The organism is Frankia sp. CgMI4, from assembly GCF_001756285.1.
GTDB classification, from domain to species: domain Bacteria; phylum Actinomycetota; class Actinomycetes; order Frankiales; family Frankiaceae; genus Frankia; species Frankia casuarinae.
This window is the reverse complement of record NZ_MAQZ01000045.1, coordinates 12,723-31,659: the sequence shown is the minus strand read 5'-3', so window position 1 is coordinate 31,659 and position 18,937 is coordinate 12,723. Positions and strand designations below refer to the sequence as shown.

Here is an 18,937-nt window from a genome sequence, read left to right as displayed (position 1 = left end):
GCGGACCGCAAGCCAGAGAATCCAAGCCAGAGAATCAGAGAATCACCAGCCGGAGGGAATCGGTATGCCGAGCAGACTGGACACCACCGAAGTCGCCGGGGCGCTGGYGGCACTACCCGGCTGGATCGGCGACGCCGACCGGATCCAGTTGGAGATCATGCTGGACGGGGACGAGGCCGACGCGATCGTGGCCGAGGTCATGCAGGCAGYGGACGCGATGAACCATCATCCGGTCGTCGAGCGGGGCCCGGGAACAACGACCTTCACGGTCTGGACCCACTCGGTCGGCGGCGTCACCGAACTGGACGTGGCCCTGGCCCGCAGGATCTCACAGATCCTGCGCTCTGCCGGCGTCTCGTACTGAGCGCTCGTACCGAACAGATGTCTCGTACCGAACAGACGTCTCGTACCGAACAGACGTCTCGTACCGAACAGATGTGGAGATCACCAGAGACTGGGCAGCACCCGGAAGACACCATCCGGATCAGGCGGGAACGGTACGACGATCGTCACCGCTGCGGTGTCGATCGTCCCGTAGAGATGCGGGAAGAGCTCCCCTGGCGCGGGCGTGCCCCCAGCGGGCGCCTGGCCGGCGGGCGCCACGGGCGCCGGCGGCTCCCAGCGCAGCTCCGCGCTCAGCCGCTCCGGGTTGACGACGACCAGCAGYAGGTCCGCACGCCCGGCGTAGTACCGGTTCGCGGTTGCCACGGCCTGCTCCGGGGCGGAGAAATGGATGAACCCCTCGGATGCCAGGCTCGCCGGGCGGTACCCGTCAGCCCCGGCCGCCCACTCGGACCGGCCCACCAGATGGYAGATCACGCCATCCTCCTCTCCTCGCCACTCATCGGTCGTTGACTGCCGAGCCACGGTCGCGGTGCCCGTGTCGGCCCGGAAACGCTCCCGGCGGGCCGGACGAAACCCACCTCCGCCCGAAGACCAGTCTGAAGGGCGTGCCCGCGATGCTTCAGCCCCGTCACCCGCAGGCCGCCGGGGAAAGCCGCCTACGCGGAGTCGACGCGGCGCGGGGCCTCGCCCTGATCGGCATGGTCGCGACGCACATCTATCCCGCGGTCGGGGATGACGGGGCGGTGACCCCCGCGCATCTGCTCGCCGCCGGCCGGGCCTCGGCGGCCTTCGCGGTACTCGCCGGGGTGGCGCTGGCGCTGTCGACCGGCCGGCTGCCGGCGCCACAGGCGCGCGCGTCGACCGTGGCACGAGCGGTCTGCATCGGGACGATCGGCCTCGCCCTCGGCTACACCCACTCCGGCATCGCGGTGATCCTCTGTTACTACGCGCTGATGTTCATCCTGGCCGTGCCGCTGCTGCGGGCTCCGGTCGCAGCGCTGGTCGTCGTCACGGTGCTGGCGTTCGCGGTCGTCCCGGCCGCGGGCCTCCTCAGCCGGGACCATCTGCCGCCCCCGACCCTTGCCGACCCGACCTTCGGCCGGGCGTTCACCCACCCGGTGAACCTGACTCTGGAGATGGGCTTCACCGGCTTCTATCCGGCGCTTGCCTGGCTCGGGTATCTCTGCGTGGGACTCGCGGTCGGCCGGCTGGATCTACGGTCCACGCGGGTCGCCGCCGCCCTGCTCGCGGGGGGTGGCACGATCGCCGCGGCGGYGTCGCTGGTCTCCTGGGCCCTGCTCCGGCACGCCGCGGGCATGGCCGCACTCGAATCCGTCGATCCCGTCGAGGTCGCGGGAGTCGGGCCGCTGCCGGTGCGGTCCATCCTCGACGCCGGGCTGTACGGCAGCACCCCGACGAACACCTGGTGGTGGCTGGCCGTCGACACCCCGCACTCGTCCACGCCCGTCGATCTGCTGCACACCGGCGCGGCCGCGATCGCCCTGCTCGGGTTCGTCCTGCTCCTGAGCCGGCTGYTGCCGCCCCTGATGCTGATCCCGCTCGTCGCCGTCGGATCGATGACGCTGACCCTCTACTGCACCCACGTGATCGTGATGTCCGCCTCCTTCCTCCCCGCGGATCCGACGCCGTCCTTTCTGCTCCAGGCGGCCGTAGCCCTGACCGTCGCCACCGCCTGGCGGGCGAGCGGGGCGCGAGGACCGGCCGAGGCGATCGTCGCCGCGGCCACCCGGGGCACCCGGCAGCTCGTTTAGCGCGGTGACCACGGCCGCCGGAGATCTTCAGGCCGCGGCCACAGCCTCGCTGTAGAGGCGGACGTTGATCCCAAAGCTACTTCCGGACTCGTATTCCTTCGCGGTCCGGCCATAGCGGTCGGRAGGCTGCGCCGGGCGAGAATCAATCTCATGAGTGCGGATGTCACGATCCCCTCGTACGGGGTACGCAACCGGGTTGAGCGCACCGGTCCGGCGGTCCGGGCCGCGCTCAGGCCTGACCATCGTGCCGAGTTCGAAGCCGAGTTCCACGCGGCGGCTGTCGAGGCCGACGACGCCCTTGACCTGGCGCCGCTGCACCGGGTCATTGACCGCTGGTGGSCTCAGGCCGTGCTTTGCGCCAACCCGGAGATCCAGGCGGGCATCGACGAGGACCGACGCCGCATTGCCGCCGGCGATCCGACCGTGATCGCCGAAATCTGGTACCCACCCGGCCATCCGCACCCGTCACGCACGGTCTGATGACTGCCTAAAACGTGACGATCAGTGGATAGCAACCTTCGGTGACGGTTGGAGACTCATCGTCTATACCATTGAAGATAGATAGATCATTATCACCGTGCTTCGCGTGATCTGGTTGAACGGCCGCGGTCTCAACAGGCATGTCGCCACGCGGTAGGTGCTTCTCATCACACGGGAACGGCCCCTGATCAGACGTTGAAGCGGAACTCCACGACGTCGCCGTCGGCCATCACGTAGTCCTTGCCCTCCATGCGCACCTTGCCGGCCGCGCGGGCGGCGGCCATCGAACCGGCCGCGATCAGGGCGTCGTACGAGACGATCTCGGCCTTGATGAAGCCGCGCTGGAAGTCGGTGTGGATGGCCCCGGCGGCCTCCGGCGCGGTCGCCCCGGCTCTGATGGTCCAGGCCCGGGCCTCCTTCGGGCCTGCCGTCAGGAACGTCTGGAGCCCCAGGGTGTGGAAACCGATCCGGGCCAGCTGGGCAAGGCCGCTCTCCTCCTGGCCGAGCGAGGCCAGCAGCTCCGCGGCGTCGGCCTCGTCGAGCTCGGCCAGTTCGGCCTCGACCTTGGCGCACAGCACGATCGCGTCCGCGGGCGCGACGGAGCCGACAAGTTCCTTGCGCCGACCGGGATCGGCGAGGACGTCCTCGTCGACGTTGAAGACGTAGAGGAAGGGCTTGGCGGTGAGCAGGAAAAGCTCCCGCAGGGCGTCGCGATCGATCTTCGGTTCCGAGGACAGCGTGCGGCCGGCGTCAAGCACCTCGCGCGCGGCCTTCACCGCGGCCAGCAACGGCTGCTTCGCCTTGTCGGCACGGGCCTCCTTCTCCAGCTTCGGCAGGCGCGCGTCAACGGTCTGCAGATCGGCGAGGATCAGCTCGGTGTTGATCGTCTCGATGTCGTCGGCCGGGTCGACCCTGCCCTCGACGTGCACCACGTCGGGGTCGGAGAAYACCCGGACGACCTGGCAGACCGCGTCGGACTCGCGGATGTTCGCGAGGAAGCGGTTACCCAGGCCCTGCCCCTCGGACGCGCCTCGGACCAGACCGGCGATGTCCACGAAGCTGACCGTGGCCGGCACCGTCCGGGCGCTGTCGTAGAGCTTCGCGAGCTCGCCKAGACGCGGATCGGGCACCCCGACCACGCCCACGTTCGGCTCGATCGTCGCGAACGGGTAGTTCGCGGCCAGCACCTCATTGCGCGTCAGGGCGTTGAACAACGTGGACTTGCCGACGTTGGGCAGCCCGACGATCCCGATCGACAAGCCCATGGCCGGTCAGTCTACGGACCTCACGGCTACGGACCTCACGGCTACAGGCCCCACGGCTACTAGGCCCCACGGCCGCTCGCCGGGAAGGGCCCGGCCGGGCAGCTTCCCGGCCGGGGACCGTCTCACCGCGAAACCGCGCGAAACTGTCGGAGGGCCGTGATTGCCTCTCTCCCGTGGACACGACCAGCGCGCTGCTGGCCCTGATCGGGCTGGCTCTCGGCGCCATGGGCGGATTCGCCGCCGCGCGCCGCTTCGCCGAGCCGCGGGTTGCCGCGCTCACGGCTGCGCACGCCACCGCCGTGCGGGAGCGCGACCAGGCCCGGGAGACCGCCGCCGCCGCTGCCGAGCGTGCGATGCTGGCCGAGTCGGACGTGTCCAGCCTGCGCACCGCGCTGGAGTACGAGCAGCGAGCGGCGGGCGAGCGGGTGGCGCTGGTCGAGCAGAGCCAGGACCGGCTTGCCGAGAGCTTCCGAGCGCTGTCCGCGCAGGCTCTGGAGGGCGCGAGCCGTCAGCTGGTAGAGCTGGCCTCCGCCCGGCTGGACGAGGCCGGCGCCCGCGCCCGCGGCGACCTCGACGCCCGTCGTTCGGCGGTCGAGAGCATGGTGACGCCGCTGCGGGAGGCTCTCGGGCGGATGGAGGACCGGCTGCGGGAGCTGGAGACCGCGCGCACTGAGGCCTACGCGGCACTCGTCGAGCAGGTGCGGTTCGCCCGCGAGGCGTCGGAGAACCTCCGGTCGCAGACCGCCGCGCTCGTGACCGTGCTGCGCCGGCCCCAGGCCCGCGGTGCCTGGGGCGAGATGCAGCTGCGCCGGGTGGCGGAGGTGGCCGGCATGCTCAACCGCTGCGACTTCACCGAGCAGATGACGATCCAGGGCGACGACGGCCCGCAACGGCCCGACATGGTCGTCCACCTTGCCGGTGGCCGCAACGTGGTCGTCGACGCGAAGGTTCCGCTCAGCGCGTTCCTGGAGGCCGCCGACACGACGGACGAGGAGCATCGCGCGCGCCGGATGGCCGCCCATGCCCGCCATCTGCGTGCGCATGTCGACGGCCTCGGCGCCAAGTCCTACTGGCGGCGGCTGCCGTCATCCCCGGAGTTCGTGGTGCTCTTCGTCCCCGCCGAGGCGTTCCTGGCCCCTGCCCTCGATCACGATCCCGGCCTGCTCGAACACGCCGCAGGCAAGAAGGTCATCATCGCCACCCCAACCACGCTGATCGCTATGCTGCGGACCATCGCCCACGCTTGGACTCAGGATGCGCTGACCGCACGGACGAAGGAGATCTTCGAGCTGGGTCGCGACCTCTACACCCGCCTCGGCACCCTGGGCGAACACGTCGATCGCCTCGGTCGCTCGCTCGGCCGGGCGGTGGGGGACTTCAACGCCACCGTCGGCTCGTTGGAAAGCCGGGTGCTGACCCCCGCCCGCCGGCTCGCGGCCATGGAAGTCGTCGAGGCGGGGCTCCCCAGTCCGGTTCCGGTAGAGACCGGCGTGCGGCCGCTGTCCGCCGCCGAGCTCSTGAGGAGCACCGGGGAGGGCGCGACGACCGGGCGGGGTGGCGCCATGGAGGACCCCGGAATCGATGTCGGGTACCAGACCCCTGACGGCGCAGATCCGRCCAGATGGGACGCGAACGACCAGCATAAGGAGGATTAAGCAACGGAAAGCAGTGAGATCGACACCGAAAGCTCAAATGCGAGAGCCGATGCGCATGTCTGGTGCATCGCCCTGACGCATTGGAAATCTGCGGGCGGTACCTTGCCTTCGTGAGTGTGCCGCCTCACCGGCAGTCGGCCGGACCGCCGGGCAGATCCGCACGCGCTCGCGGGCATGATGATCTGTACGCTCGCAGCTCGCGCGGTCGGGCGAGTGGGCCGCCGCCCACGCTGTTCACGGGCAGCCGCCGGGGCCTCACCGCGCTCGGCACCGGCATCCTCGTCCTCGTCATCGGTGGGCTCGGTGCCATCGCGGACTCCGCGATCTTCGGTTCCCTGAAGTTCGCCTTCGGCGTGCTGTTCATCGGCTCGTGCGTCCTCGCCGCGGTCCGCGTGCATGCGGATGACCTCATCGGCGTGGTGATCATGCCGCCGCTCGCCTACGCGCTCATCACCCTCGGCGTCGGCTACCTGAACCCCGCGGCCGGGAACGGCRGCTCCGGCCTGCGCAACAAGGCCATCGATGTCGGCTCGGAGATGATCCTTCACGCTCCGATCCTGCTGACGGCCTTCATCCTGGTAGTCGTCATCGCGCTCTTCCGGGGTCGCCGCGCCCAAGTGGCGCGCCGCGAGCGGCAACGTTCCCTCGCGCAGTCGTCCGCCGAGCGCCGACGCCGGCCGCTGTAGCCCGGACCGCCGCTTCCCCACGCCGCTTCCCCACGCCAGGTCGGCCGTACCGCCACAACCACCCCACAAGCAAATCCATGCCATCAATAAAAACAATAAAAGGCATGTAGATGGAACGGCCGACGACAAACACCGGCAACGCGACGGAACCTATTGCCACAGCTCGTGCTAGATTCCATGCCGCATCACGCACCCACCGTTCAGGTGCACTTCCACTGGCATATCGGGTGCCGCATCCCCGRAGGCGGCGGACGTAGGGAGGCCCGCTTGTCGTGCACGTCTCACGCTTTCTCCGGCGAGCACGTCCCGTCCGTTGGTGAGCCGGTCGGGCCCCGGTGACCGCCAGTCCCTGCTCAGCGGGACGAACGCCGATGATCCCGATGTTGCGCTACCGGTCTCTCGACACGCAGCCGCCACGCGRCCCGCGACGTCGGCTAATCCCCTTCACGACCTTCATGCGGCACTGCGCCCTCATCGCCGCCTCCGGCCGGCAGGCGCTCACCGTGTCGAAATATGCCGCGTCCCTGCGCGCGGCCACCGCGCCGGCCAACCCGGTCATCATCACCTTCGACGACGGCGGCGTGGAAACCTTGAAGGCTCTCCGCCGACTGGCCGAGACGGGTCTGACGGCGACGGTATTCGTGACCAGTTCACGGGTCGGTGATCCGGGCTATTTCAACCGGACCGACCTGCATCGAATACGGGGTCTCGGGATAGAAATCGGCGGGTCCGGTCACACCGGACGGCGGCTGGACGAACTGGCGCGGACCGACGTGATCGCCGAACTGACGCTGTCGCGTCGCCGGCTGGCCGTGGCGACCGGGGACGAACCTCGCACGTTCGCCTACCCCCTCGGCGGATACGACCTGTCCGTACGCCAGCTTGTGATCTCGGCCGGCTACAGTTCGGCCTGCGCGGTACGCGACGTCCTCTCGCATCCCGCCGACGACCGCTTCGCCCTCGCCCGGTTGACCGTCGAGGCGAACACACCCGACAGCCGGCTTCGCGCGTGGTTGGAAGGCGTCGGGCGGCCCGCGCCGCCTCCCACGGTGCCACGGACCCACACCCATCGGCTTCGGCGCGCGGCCCGCCCGCCTGGTCTTTTCACCCCCAGGCTCGGTCAGCCCGATCCTGGCCCGGTGACCGGCACCGGGGACCCGGGCGGCCTCGCATCCCCCGACCTCAGCTGGCCATCACCGGCCCTGCCGGAGCACTGAGCAGTCCGAACAAACTGAGCAGTCCGAACAAACTGAGCAGACGGGGTGGCGGCAGGACGGCTGGCTGCGGTGGTACCCCGCCCGCGGGCGGTCGGCGAGAGTGCCACGGCGTCCCGCGGCGGATCGGTGCGCAGGGCCAGATCACCGAGCGGACTGGTCACCCCGAGCCAGTACCGCTCGTTGCGGTAGTGGTGCAGACGATGCCCTCGCCACAGCCGCCGGTAGTAGGCCGTGCGCGGGGGGACCCGGGTATGGATGAGGAAATGCGTCCAGTCGTAGACGAGCGCACCCATCCCGAGGCAGAGCGCGCCGGTCGCCGCCCATGGCGGCCCGAGCAACGCAGGCGCCGCGACGGCGACGGTTCCGCTGATCACCTCGCGGGGGCRCAGGAACATCGTGTCGAGGTTGGTCGGATCGCGATGATGCTGCTCGTGCCCGTATCCGGCAAGTTGGTAACCGATCGATCCCAGCCGACCGCCCGGCCGGGCGTGGAGCAGTATCCGGTGCACACTCCACTCGACGAAGGGCTGCGCCGCCACGGCGGCCACCGCGACGCCGGTGTCCCGGATCCGCCACGGGCCTCGGACCACCCGCAGGACGGCAAGYGCCCCCACGCAACCAAGCAGAACGGGGGGCCGTGGATGGCGCAGGAACCTGCGTGCCGCACCCACCAGCGTCCGGACCTCCGCGGCGCTGCCGTGCGGTCCCGGGGGGTCGAGGCGCGCGAACACCCTCGCGGGGACGGACGGTCGCGGGTAGTGCACCATGCGACCACCTCCCGACCAGATCGGAGTCGGAACGGACCAGGAACAGCATGGAAACTGTACGGAACTCCGACCGGACCGGCGACTTGGATCGAAGCTGCGACCGGGACAGCGGCGGCTCAGAACGGGACAGCGGYGGCTCAGAACGGAACGGTGGAGTACGCCTGCAGCTTGGTGAGCTGATGCTGGCTGTCCACCCGGCGGATGGTGCCCGAGCGTGACCGCATCACCAGCGAGGACGTGTTTGCCCCGCCCGGCCGGTACCGCACCCCGGCGAGCAGTTCGCCGTCCGTGATGCCGGTCGCCACGAAGAAGACGTTGTCACTGTCGACGAGGTCCCGGGTGGACAGTACCCGGGCCGGGTCGCCCCCGAGGTCGGCAACCTTGCGATACTCCGCGTCGTCCCGCGGCCACAGCCGGCCCTGGATCACTCCACCCAGGCAGGTCACGGCGCAGGCCGTGATGATCCCCTCGGGAGTGCCGCCGATCCCCAGCAGCAGGTCCACGCCGGTGTCCGCCGAGGCAGCCATCACCGCTCCGGCGACGTCGCCGTCGGAGATCAGCTTAACCCGGGYGCCGGCCGCCCTGATCTGCTCGACCAGTTGGYTGTGCCGGGGCCGGTCCAAGACCACCACGGTGACGTCCCGCGGGAGGATCTCCTTGGCCTTCGCCACGGCGCGGATGTTGTCCTCCACCGAGGCCGCGATATCCACCACCCCGGCCGCCTCCGGGCCGGTGACCAGCTTCTCCATGTAGAAACACGCGCTCGCGTCGTACATCGAGCCACGCTCGCTGACCGCCATGACCGAGATGGCGTTATTCATCMCCTTAGAGGTCAGCGTCGTACCGTCCACGGGATCCACGGCGACGTCGCATTCGGGGCCCTCGCCCGAACCGACCACCTCGCCGTTGAACAGCATGGGGGCCTCGTCCTTCTCCCCCTCGCCGATCACGACGACCCCGCGCATCGAGACGGTGCCGACCAGTCGACGCATCGCGTCGACGGCGGCCCCGTCCGCGCCGTTCTTGTCGCCACGGCCGACCCAGCGCGCCGCGGCGAGCGCGGCTGCCTCGGTTACCCGGACGAGTTCGAGCGCGAGGTTGCGATCCGGAGCCTGYCCTTGCACGGCCAGCGTGTCGGGCACGGACGAGGCGTCGGAAGGCCTGGAGGCGGAGGATTCAGCAGTGGAAGACACGGCCCCGAGCCTAGTTCGGGAGCCCCGTCGGCGCCCGAACTAGGCCCGGAGTGACGCCGAATATACCTCCATGACCCTATCCCGCCGCGAAGGTGCGCCCGCGGCCGTCCGGCAAATCCGGCCTGTCGTCGACACGACATCTCGAATCCGCCGAAGAGGCACGCAACCTTCAACCCGGTGCGCGCGTCCAACGGAGCATCGGGCAGCCGTCACGCGGAGGGGGCGTGACGGCTGCCCGGCAGGCCCCGATCTGGCCGGTTTCTCGCCCCGCACTCCCCGATAAGGCCCTCCAGCCGGGCGAGAGTCTGAACACACCACCACCCCCGCGAGCCGCCCAGACGTGGTCCGGGTGCCCATTCGGGGGTTCGGACCTGGAAGATGGGGACGTGGCACGACGACGCGGTCAGGAAACGATCAGAGACATGGCGCTCTCTCTCGCCGTGGTCATGGCGGGTGTCCTGCTCTTCGTCGTCTTCGTCATGCCCCGCGGAGGCGACGAGCCCGCGGTCAAGGTCGTCGCGACGAGTGAGCCGATGGCGGCGTTCGCCCGCCAGGCGCCCTACTCCCCGCTCGGGCCGGCTGGCCTGCCCTCCTCCTGGAAGCCGACCTCCATCCGCCTGACGCTGCCCACCGGTGGTGGCGATGGTGGTCCCGCCGAGGCGACGATCGGCTACGTCGTCGATCGGCCCGACCATCGGACGTTCGCCCGCTTCGTCGAGAGCAACGCTCCCACCGCGGTCCAGCGGATCCTGGGGAACCGACCGGCCAACGGCACGGTCGATGTGGAAGGCGTCGCCTGGCAGCAGCGCCGGGACGGCGATGGGCATCTCGCGCTCACCCGAACCGACGGCGACGTCACCGTGATCGTGGATGACGGAGGCGGCAAAGGCGGGGCGAATCAGGCCGATCTGGTCACCCTCGCCGCGTCACTGCGACCGGTCGTTCCCGCCGCCACGAACTGATCGGGCCGCCGGTACGGGCCCGGTCGATGCAAGCCGCCCGGTCGATGCAAGCCGCCCGGTCAGCGCGAACCCGGTCAGCGCTGGACGGCGGCCGCGATGACGGGAGGCCGTGCGGGCGCGACGGCCGTTGCGGCCGGTGRCTGGCCCCCACCCTCCAGAGCGGTGGCGGCGGGGATGAGAATCGCCATGCCGATGACCAGCCCGGCCGCCCGACGTAGCAGCGGGCCCGTCGCCGGCATCCGCCATCCGAGGTGGGCGCCGCCAACCCGCGTCCCGATCATCCCACCCCTCGGCACGGCGCCCACGGCGGCAACCGAAGGCGGAGCGTGCTCTCGGGCGAGGTCGCCGAGAGGTCTGCGACGAGGCGTCGGGCGTAGCGCGGGCATTGCTACCTCCGGACTGGATGTCCTACGGGTAACGGCCGGTGTGCCAGGCCGGTCTGGTCCGTCTCGGACCGCGACCGGCCTGAAACGCCATGCAGTGACCTTGTACTATGGATCTCCACCGGACCGGCCGGGTTCAGCCATGATTGTTCCTTGTTGGATATCATGTTGGTCAGGCGGAGGGGAAATCGCCACGCCGGCGCCTCCTAGCCGCCGGGTCGCCCAACGGTGGATGCCGGGTCGGGACCGACCCGAAACCGCGCGGTCACGGATTGAGCGGACATCGTTATAGAGGATTGTGGAAGATAGAGGGTTGTGGAGGCGGCACGGAGGTGGCCATGCCCGAAGCATTCAACGACGGCCCTACCGGTCACACATCGGGCTCCGCCGATGTCCTCCCGCCGGGCGTCCCGGCCCCACCGGTCACCTACGAGGTCGCGCGGGCCGAACTCGAGGAGGTCGTCCGCCGGCTGGAGGCCGGCGGGGTGAGTTTGGAGGAGTCACTGATCCTCTGGGAACGGGGCGAGGGGCTCGCCAAGACCTGTCAGGCACTGCTCGACGGCGCCCGCGCTCGACTGGCCGCGGCGACTCCACTCTCCTGAGCGTCTCCTGATCTCCTGGACGTCTCCTGATCTCCTGAGCGAGCGGCCCCTCCAGCCGACCGGGCCGCCGGGCCTGCTCAGCCGTCCAYGACCGTCGCGCGCAGCGTTCCGCCCGCCACCCGGATGGCGAGCCCGTCCCCGGCCGCAACCTCGGCAGGTCCGCGCACAACCGCACCATCCACGGTGCGCTGCACCACGGCGTACCCGCGGTCGAGGGTCGCCGCCGGCGACAGCGCGCGCATCCGGGCGCGGGTGGCGGCCAGATCGTTCCCGGTCACATCTATCACGTGGCGGACGCAGCGGCGCGAACGGGCGAGGAGCGCCGACACGTCGTCCGCTCTGCGGTCCACGTCGCGCGTGGGCGTTGCGAGCACGGGGCGTCCCCGGGTGTCCGCCAGCCAACGTTCCTCCCGGTCGAGTCGGTGCTCGACGACCCGCCGGGCCCGGGCCCGCAGCTGGGCGACCGCGATCGCCTGCTCACCGACGTCCGGCACCACCCTCTTCGCCGCGTCCGTCGGCGTGGAGGCGCGGACGTCGGCGACGAAATCGAGCAAAGGGGTGTCCTGCTCGTGTCCGATTGCCGACACCACCGGGGTACACGCGGCCACGACAGCCCGCAGCAGCGCCTCGTCGGAGAAGGGCAGCAGATCCTCCAGCGACCCGCCGCCACGAGCGATGACGATCACTTCCACCTCGGCGCGCGCGTCGAGTTCCCGCAGCGCGTCGATGACCTGGGCGACCGCGAGAGGCCCCTGGACGGCCACCTCTCGTAACACGATGCGCACCGCCGGCCAGCGACGGCGCGCGTTCTCGACCACGTCCCGCTCCGCCGCGCTGGCCCGCCCGGTGATCAGACCGACGGCCGCCGGGAGGAACGGAGGACGCCGCTTACGGGACGCGGCGAACAGCCCCTCGGCCGCCAGCGTGGCCTTGAGCTGTTCGAGCCGGGCCAGCAGCGCACCGGCGCCGAGCGGGCGAATCTCAACAACCGCAAGGGCCAGCGTGCCTCGGCCGGGGTGGAACGACGGCTTGCCCCACACCACGACGCGGGCCCCGTCGACGAGCGCCGGCCCCACCGCGTCGCACACCGCGCGCGGGCAGGTGACCCGCAGGGACACGTCGGCGACCGGGTCCCGCAGGGTGAGGAAGACCGTTCCCATCCCGGGACGGCGAACGATCCCGGTCACCTGCCCCTCGACCCACACCCGCCCCAGCCGGTTGATCCAGTCTCCCAGCGCGCGCGACACGCTGCGGACCGGCAGCGGCTGTTCCGGGGACGATGTCAGTGCCACCCGGGCACCGTAACCTCGCCCACAACCACGCCCCACAACCACGCCCCACAGCCTCACCCCACAGCCTCACCCCACAACGGTCGGCGGCCCTCCCCACGRCCGGACCGGACGATGTCGCCATCGGGTGATGCATCGCCTAGCCGACTTCCCGGCCGCCCGCCGCCGCGTAGACTCCCACCCATGGGCCGGGTCCTTCTTGCCAAACCGCGCGGCTACTGCGCTGGTGTCGATCGAGCCGTCGTGACCGTGGAGAAAGCACTAGAGCTGTACGGTTCACCGGTCTACGTACGCAAACAAATCGTTCACAACCTTCATGTCGTGAAGACGCTGGAGGCCAAGGGCGCGATCTTCGTGGACGAAACCGACGAGGTGCCGCACGGCGCCACCGTCGTGTTTTCAGCCCACGGAGTGGCACCAACGGTGCACGAAGAGGCGGCGGTGCGCGAGCTCCRCACAATCGACGCCACGTGCCCTCTGGTCACCAAGGTGCATTCTGAAGCCAGGCGGTTCGCCCGTGAGGACTACGACATCCTCCTCATCGGCCACGAGGGCCACGAGGAGGTCGTCGGCACCACCGGGCAGGCTCCGGACCGCATCCACCTCGTGGACGGGCCCGAGGACGCCGCCGGGGTGAAGGTCCGCGATCCGGAGCGGGTGGCTTTCCTCTCCCAGACCACACTGTCCGTCGACGAGACGATGACGACGGTTGACGCGCTGCGCGAGCGCTTCCCGCATCTGCAGGGTCCACCGAGCGACGACATCTGCTACGCCACGCAGAACCGCCAGGTCGCCGTCAAGGAGATCGCCGGCACGGTCGACCTGGTCATCGTCGTCGGCTCGCGGAACTCCTCGAACTCGGTCCGGTTGGTCGAGGTCGCGCTCGACGCCGGCGCCCCGGCCGCCTACCTCGTGGACGACTCCACCGAGGTGGACCTGAGCTGGTTCGATGGTGTCGAGACCGTCGGGGTCACCAGTGGCGCATCGGTGCCGGAGGAACTCGTCACCGGCGTGATGGCCTGGCTCGCCGAGCGGGGCTTCACCGATGTGGAGGAGGTCACGTCCGCGGACRAGCACCTTCTCTTCGCGTTGCCGCCGGAGCTTCGCCGGGAGATGYGTACCCGCGAGCGCGCCGCCGGCTGAGYCCGGACCGCCCCTCACACCAGACTCGTCGGAGCCACCCTTCCCCGCATTGCGCCGAAGCCCCGACGTTCCCCTCAGGAACCTCGCCGAAGGCAAGGTGACGGAGACCCCGAACGGCCCCCTATAGCAGGGGTCCCGACATGTCCTAAGGTCGGCCCTGGGGCCGCGTCCAGGCGGCATCTCGCCGGGACGCGGCCCCAGTATGCGGTACAGGGCACGTGCGGTACAGGGCACGGGCGACGAGCATCGGGAGAACGGGCGCATGAGCGAGCAGGAATACCGCATCGAGCACGACAGCATGGGTGACGTCCGGGTACCGGTCACGGCCCGGTGGCGGGCCCAGACACAGCGGGCGGTGGAGAACTTTCCCGTCTCCGGCCAGCGGATCTCCCGCGCGCACATCGCGGCGCTCGCCCGGATCAAGGCCGCTGCCGCGACGGTGAACGCCAAGCTGGACGTGCTCGACGCGGACATCGCCGAGGCGATCGTCGACGCGGCCACGGAGGTGGCCCGTGGTGACTGGGACGACCAGTTCCCCTTGGACGTCTTCCAGACCGGCAGCGGCACCTCGTCCAACATGAACACCAACGAGGTGCTGGCCTCGCTCGCCTCCGAGCGCCTCGGCCGCCCGGTTCAYCCGAACGACCACGTCAACGCCTCGCAGTCCTCGAACGACGTCTTTCCCTCATCGATCCACATCGCCGCCACCCAGGGCATCGTCGGGGACCTGATCCCGGCCCTGGAGCACCTTGCCACCGCGCTCGGTCGCAAGGAGACCGAGTTCGCCGACGTCGTGAAGTCCGGCCGGACCCATCTGATGGACGCGACCCCCGTGACGCTCGGCCAGGAGTTCGGCGGGTACGCCGCCGCGGTCCGGCTCGGCGTCGAGCGCCTGCAGGTGGCACTGCCCCGGATCGGAGAGCTGCCGCTCGGTGGGACAGCCGTCGGGACCGGCATCAACACCCCGCCCGGCTTCTCCGCCGCGGTGATTGAGGAACTGTCCGCCAGCACCGGTCTTCCCCTGACCGAGGCACGCAACCACTTCGAGGCGCAGGCCTCCCGGGACGGCCTCGTCGAGGCGTCCGGCGTGCTGCGGGTGATCGCCCTCTCGCTCTACAAGATCGCTAACGACCTGCGCTGGGCCTCATCCGGCCCGCGAGCCGGGCTCGGCGAGATCCGGCTGCCCGACCTCCAGCCCGGATCCTCGATCATGCCCGGCAAGGTCAATCCGGTCCTTCCCGAGGCGGTCTGTCAGGTCGTCGCCCAGGTCGTCGGCAACGACGCGGCGGTCGCGTTCGGCGGATCAGCCGGGAACTTCGAGCTCAATGTCATGCTGCCGGTGATCGCACGTAACCTGCTGGAGTCGATCCACATCCTGTCGACGATCAGCCGACTGTTCGCCGACCGTTGCATCGACGGCATCGTCGCCGACGTCGAACGCTGCCGCCGCTACGCCGAGTCCTCCCCCTCCATCGTGACGCCGCTGAACAAGTACATCGGCTACGAGGAGGCCGCGAAGGTCGCCAAGATCTCGCTCGCCGAGGAGAAGACCATTCGCGAGGTCGTTCTCGAGCGCGGTTACGTTGCGGCGGGCCAACTCACCGAGGCAYAGCTCGACGCCGCGCTCGACGTGCTGTCGATGACCCACCCGTAGCCGAAGCTCGTCGGGCGGCCGCTCCCGACCGTCGCGTCTCCCGGGCACCTCCGTGACCCACGGAGGTGTTCCGTCCCGACGGCGCAACCCGACAGCGGCGCCCGACGGCGCGGCGGGGGCCGTGGAAGACCCCCCAGACAGCCTCCACGACCCCCGCTAGAGGTTTAACGGGTCGGCGGCGGGTTGGTTACGGGTGGCGGGTGCCCCAATTTCACCTGCCGGCACGACGGCCCGGCACGACGGCCCGGCGGCGGGGCCCGGCGGCCTGGCGTCGCGACTCCTCGACGGGTTCCCACCAGCTGGACTCGAAAAGCTCTCAGCCGGAACCACACCGGCACATATGGCGGACGTGGCGGCACGCCTCGGCCATCACGGACGGGTTCGCGACACCTACCTCAAGTGATAACCCGCAGGTAAAGCGACTCCCGAGAAATTTCCCAGAAGAAATGGACGTAACAAGCACGGCCAACATGCCGATCCGACCCGTCCGGCCGGATAGCCTCGGGTTCACCGGAGACCGATAGATTGCGGGGGATGTGACGATGTTCGACTACGACGTCCTCGTCATCGGATCCGGGCCGGGCGGGCAGAAGGCCGCGATCGCAGCGRCCAAGCTCGGCCGACGGGTCGCGATCGTCGACAAGCGGGAAATGATCGGTGGTGTCAGCATCAACACTGGCACGATCCCGTCCAAGACGCTGCGAGAAGCGGTCCTTTATCTGACCGGCATGTCACAGCGTGAGCTGTATGGGTCGAGCTACCGGGTAAAGGATGACATCACCGTCGGTGACCTCTCGGCGCGGACCAGACATGTCATCAGCCGCGAGATCGACGTGATTCGCAACCAGCTCAGCCGTAACCACGTCACCCTGCTGACGGGCCTGGCCAGCTTCGTCGATCCGCACACCGTGAACGTGCGGGCGGGCGGCGAGGACACCGAGGACCGCCGGATCCAGGCGGAAAGAATCATCATCGCCACGGGAACCCGCCCGGCGCGGCCGGACACGGTCGACTTCGACGGACGGACCGTCGTCGACAGCGACCAGATCCTGGCYCTGGAGAAACTGCCCCGGTCGATGGTCGTCGTCGGCGCCGGTGTGATCGGTATCGAATACGCCTCGATGTTCGCCGCGCTCGGCACGAAGGTGACCGTCGTCGAGCGCCGTGACCGGATGCTCGACTTCTGCGACCTCGAAATCGTCGAGGCGTTGAAGTATCAGCTCCGCGATCTTGCGGTGACCTTCCGTTTCCGCGAGTCGGTCGTCTCCGTGGAACGCCACAACGGCGGTACCCTCACCCTGCTCGAGAGCGGGAAGAAGCTCCCGGCGGACACGGTGATGTATTCGGCCGGGCGGCAGGGGCTCACCGACATCCTCAATCTTCCGGCGGCCGGCCTCTCCGCGGACAACCGCGGCCGGATCAAGGTCGGCTCGGACTTCCGCACAGAGGTCGATCACATCTACGCGGTCGGCGACGTGATCGGATTCCCCGCTCTCGCGGCGACGTCGATGGAACAGGGACGCCTTGCGGCGTACGCCGCCTGCGGCGAKGACGTCAACGCCATGCGGGCCGAGCTGATGCCGATCGGGATCTACACGATCCCGGAGATCTCCTATGTTGGMAGCACCGAGGACGAACTGACCGAGCAGGCCATCCCGTTCGAGGTGGGCATCGCCCGGTACCGGGAGCTGGCCCGCGGAGCCATCCTCGGTGACTCGTACGGGATGCTGAAGCTACTGGTCAGCCCGGACGACCGGCGCCTTCTCGGGGTGCACGTCTTCGGTACGGGAGCCACCGAACTCGTCCACATCGGACAGACCGTGATGGGCTGCGGTGGCACCATCGACTACCTTGTCGACAGCGTCTTCAACTATCCGACGCTCGCCGAGTCCTACAAGGTMGCGGCCCTGGACGCAATGAACAAGATGCGCGCGGTTGCCCGCTTCAGCGGCTGACCGGAGCACCAGACGGCGCATCGGGCCGGGGGCGGCCGCGAACCGGGCTCCTCGCCCCACGACGTCATGAGCTGACGAAAGGTAAGCCGCTATCACCGGATCGGGCCGGCTAATGGCGGGCAAGCATAGGCTGATCAGGKTGGAGCTGTCCTCGTTCTGCCCGCGCTACCACCATGCCGTCGAGACCATCGGGCGGCGCTGGACCGGGGCCATCGTACGCGCGATGCTGGCCGGCGCAACCCGGTTCTCCGAGATCACGACGGCGGTGCCCAACCTGTCCGACCGGCTCTGTTCCGTACGGCTGAGGGAACTCGAAGCCGAAGGGATGGTCAGACGCACCGTCGTCCCGGACACGCCCGCGCGGACCGAGTACCACCTGACCGCGAAGGGAGCGGACCTCGCGGACACGGTCGCGGCTCTCTCCCTCTGGGCCGAGACCTGGCTCCCCGACCCGTCCTGCTGACCCGTCCTGCTGGCCCGTCCTGCTGACCCGTCCTGCTGGCCCGGGGTTGCCCGGCACCCCAGCGGATCAGGCCCGCACGGGTCCGGTCAGCGCACCARCCCGGCCTGCTGGGACGCCCTGGTCAGCTTCGCGCCYAGCTGGCCGGAAATCCGCTCGGGCGCCACCCACCGAACCTGCGTCGTGGCGCTCTCCCGCACCGCGAGGCTGCGGTCCTCGACGTGGAAGAGATAGGTCATGTCGTAGTGCACGTGCTCGGGTTCACCGAGGATCGGCGCGGCGTCGACGATTCTGACCTCCACGTCGAACGGGAGGATCCCGCCCGGGATCACCGCGTCGGCCTCGACACCGGCCCGGCGCGCAGMGAGCCCGAGCGCGGCGCCGAGCAGCGAGGAGTCGTCGGCATCGACATGACCGCCGGGCATCCGCCAGACCGCGGTGGACGGCTCCAGGATCTCCAGCACCCGCCAGTCCGGGGACACGATCGCGGCTCGGCACGTGACATGGGCCGGCATCGTGCTACGGGCTGTGATGGATGGCCCGTGCAGAGCCAGCACGACCAAGGACCGCATGAGGTCCACTTCGTCCGGATTTGCCTCGATGTAGCCCAGGGCCACACCGATCACCGCGTTGTTGGTGACCGCCAYGCTTAAGGAACGTACAGGCATCGGGCGCCGATCACGACCCACTGAGACRGGACACACCGAAACTCGTATCGCACCAGCATACTCACTTACAGTGATAAAAAAGGTAACAGAACGGACCGAATCGGAATTCCGGCAGCAAGGAAGGGAGCTCCGCCTACGAGGGGATCCACCGTCGGCCGCGGAACGGCGGAAGCTGGAAGCAGTGGCACCAACACCCCGTGTAATCGTCACCCCCATGCGGCCCATCCCCCTCTTGTGACTACGGAAGGTAATTGTTGGTACCGGCGCGCCGCTCGACCGCCCCGACGCGCGACCCCGGCCCCCGACCCAACGTGAAGCTCAGGTGTGCTCCCCCGGGTGGCGACGCGCCGACGCATCCCCACGCGGGCCACCCCCACTCACGCGGGCCATCCCACGCGGGCAATGACGCCGAGCCGACACCGCCACGCGGCGTGCACCGTC

Annotated in this window: 19 protein-coding genes; 12 read left to right on the top strand and 7 right to left on the bottom strand. The window is 69.6% G+C overall.

What is annotated here, in order from left to right; translation table 11 throughout:
• Positions 1–64 precede the first annotated feature (64 nt).
• Complete coding sequence (locus Manayef4_RS04520; RefSeq protein WP_070130742.1) at positions 65–364, top strand: 4a-hydroxytetrahydrobiopterin dehydratase; 300 nt, start codon at positions 65–67, stop codon at positions 362–364.
• Positions 365–444: 80 nt separating this feature from the next.
• Here the strand turns inward: Manayef4_RS04520 and Manayef4_RS04515 are convergent, their stop codons facing one another.
• A complete protein-coding gene (locus Manayef4_RS04515) occupies positions 445–819 on the bottom strand; it encodes a DUF952 domain-containing protein (RefSeq protein WP_070130741.1) in 375 nt (124 codons plus the stop codon).
• Positions 820–959: 140 nt separating this feature from the next.
• Here Manayef4_RS04515 and Manayef4_RS04510 point away from each other — a divergent pair, with 140 nt between their 5' ends.
• Positions 960–2,117 (top strand): heparan-alpha-glucosaminide N-acetyltransferase domain-containing protein, encoded by a 1,158-nt coding sequence (locus Manayef4_RS04510; RefSeq protein ID WP_070130756.1) that lies wholly within the window; start codon positions 960–962, stop codon positions 2,115–2,117.
• Positions 2,118–2,267: 150 nt separating this feature from the next.
• Entirely contained in the window at positions 2,268–2,597 is a 330-nt protein-coding gene (locus Manayef4_RS04505) for a DUF6247 family protein (protein WP_070130740.1), read from the top strand.
• A gap of 188 nt (positions 2,598–2,785) precedes the next feature.
• Here Manayef4_RS04505 and ychF read toward each other — a convergent pair whose 3' ends face one another.
• Positions 2,786–3,862 carry a redox-regulated ATPase YchF gene (gene ychF / locus Manayef4_RS04500; protein ID WP_011438245.1) on the bottom strand — a complete coding sequence of 359 codons (1,077 nt, stop codon included), beginning with the start codon at positions 3,860–3,862 and terminating at the stop codon, positions 2,786–2,788.
• 173 nt (positions 3,863–4,035) lie between these two features.
• Between ychF and Manayef4_RS04495 the strand changes: the two genes are divergently transcribed.
• The 3 genes from Manayef4_RS04495 (at position 4,036) to Manayef4_RS04485 (ending at position 7,420) form a co-directional block, all read left to right on the top strand.
• Entirely contained in the window at positions 4,036–5,517 is a 1,482-nt protein-coding gene (locus tag Manayef4_RS04495; protein ID WP_070130739.1) for a DNA recombination protein RmuC, read from the top strand.
• Between the two features lie 62 nt (positions 5,518–5,579).
• Positions 5,580–6,203 (top strand): DUF6542 domain-containing protein, encoded by a 624-nt coding sequence (locus Manayef4_RS04490; protein WP_175443318.1) that lies wholly within the window; start codon positions 5,580–5,582, stop codon positions 6,201–6,203.
• Between the two features lie 380 nt (positions 6,204–6,583).
• Entirely contained in the window at positions 6,584–7,420 is an 837-nt protein-coding gene (locus Manayef4_RS04485) for a polysaccharide deacetylase family protein (RefSeq protein WP_254665454.1), read from the top strand.
• Here Manayef4_RS04485 and Manayef4_RS04480 read toward each other — a convergent pair.
• Positions 7,324–8,187, bottom strand: a complete 864-nt coding sequence (locus Manayef4_RS04480) for a sterol desaturase family protein (RefSeq protein WP_070130737.1) — start codon at positions 8,185–8,187, stop codon at positions 7,324–7,326. The two genes, Manayef4_RS04485 and Manayef4_RS04480, sit on opposite strands and share 97 nt — an antisense overlap.
• A gap of 137 nt (positions 8,188–8,324) precedes the next feature.
• Entirely contained in the window at positions 8,325–9,329 is a 1,005-nt protein-coding gene (glpX, locus tag Manayef4_RS04475) for a class II fructose-bisphosphatase (protein WP_217494093.1), read from the bottom strand.
• 437 nt (positions 9,330–9,766) lie between these two features.
• Between glpX and Manayef4_RS04470 the strand changes: the two genes are divergently transcribed.
• Positions 9,767–10,342, top strand: a complete 576-nt coding sequence (locus tag Manayef4_RS04470; protein ID WP_076804920.1) for a DUF4245 domain-containing protein — start codon at positions 9,767–9,769, stop codon at positions 10,340–10,342.
• A 74-nt stretch (positions 10,343–10,416) separates the two neighbouring features.
• Here Manayef4_RS04470 and Manayef4_RS04465 read toward each other — a convergent pair whose 3' ends face one another.
• Positions 10,417–10,623, bottom strand: a complete 207-nt coding sequence (locus Manayef4_RS04465; protein ID WP_070130736.1) for a hypothetical protein — start codon at positions 10,621–10,623, stop codon at positions 10,417–10,419.
• Between the two features lie 440 nt (positions 10,624–11,063).
• On the opposite strand from Manayef4_RS04465, the gene Manayef4_RS04460 reads away from it, so the two are divergent.
• Positions 11,064–11,327 carry an exodeoxyribonuclease VII small subunit gene (locus tag Manayef4_RS04460; RefSeq protein WP_049761136.1) on the top strand — a complete coding sequence of 88 codons (264 nt, stop codon included), beginning with the start codon at positions 11,064–11,066 and terminating at the stop codon, positions 11,325–11,327.
• A gap of 77 nt (positions 11,328–11,404) precedes the next feature.
• Here Manayef4_RS04460 and xseA read toward each other — a convergent pair whose 3' ends face one another.
• Positions 11,405–12,619 (bottom strand): exodeoxyribonuclease VII large subunit, encoded by a 1,215-nt coding sequence (xseA, locus tag Manayef4_RS04455; RefSeq protein ID WP_070130735.1) that lies wholly within the window; start codon positions 12,617–12,619, stop codon positions 11,405–11,407.
• Between the two features lie 180 nt (positions 12,620–12,799).
• Here xseA and Manayef4_RS04450 point away from each other — a divergent pair, with 180 nt between their 5' ends.
• The 4 genes from Manayef4_RS04450 (at position 12,800) to Manayef4_RS04435 (ending at position 17,831) form a co-directional block, all read left to right on the top strand.
• Positions 12,800–13,759 carry a 4-hydroxy-3-methylbut-2-enyl diphosphate reductase gene (locus tag Manayef4_RS04450; protein ID WP_070130734.1) on the top strand — a complete coding sequence of 320 codons (960 nt, stop codon included), beginning with the start codon at positions 12,800–12,802 and terminating at the stop codon, positions 13,757–13,759.
• A 262-nt stretch (positions 13,760–14,021) separates the two neighbouring features.
• A complete protein-coding gene (locus tag Manayef4_RS04445) occupies positions 14,022–15,413 on the top strand; it encodes a class II fumarate hydratase (RefSeq protein ID WP_070130733.1) in 1,392 nt (463 codons plus the stop codon).
• 542 nt (positions 15,414–15,955) lie between these two features.
• Positions 15,956–17,368 carry a Si-specific NAD(P)(+) transhydrogenase gene (sthA, locus tag Manayef4_RS04440; RefSeq protein ID WP_070130732.1) on the top strand — a complete coding sequence of 471 codons (1,413 nt, stop codon included), beginning with the start codon at positions 15,956–15,958 and terminating at the stop codon, positions 17,366–17,368.
• A 112-nt stretch (positions 17,369–17,480) separates the two neighbouring features.
• Positions 17,481–17,831, top strand: a complete 351-nt coding sequence (locus Manayef4_RS04435) for a helix-turn-helix domain-containing protein (RefSeq protein WP_023840092.1) — start codon at positions 17,481–17,483, stop codon at positions 17,829–17,831.
• An 86-nt stretch (positions 17,832–17,917) separates the two neighbouring features.
• Here Manayef4_RS04435 and Manayef4_RS04430 read toward each other — a convergent pair whose 3' ends face one another.
• The gene (locus Manayef4_RS04430; RefSeq protein WP_070130731.1) at positions 17,918–18,496 is read right to left on the bottom strand and encodes an NUDIX hydrolase; all 579 of its coding nucleotides are present in this window, start codon (positions 18,494–18,496) and stop codon (positions 17,918–17,920) included.
• Positions 18,497–18,937 lie beyond the last annotated feature (441 nt).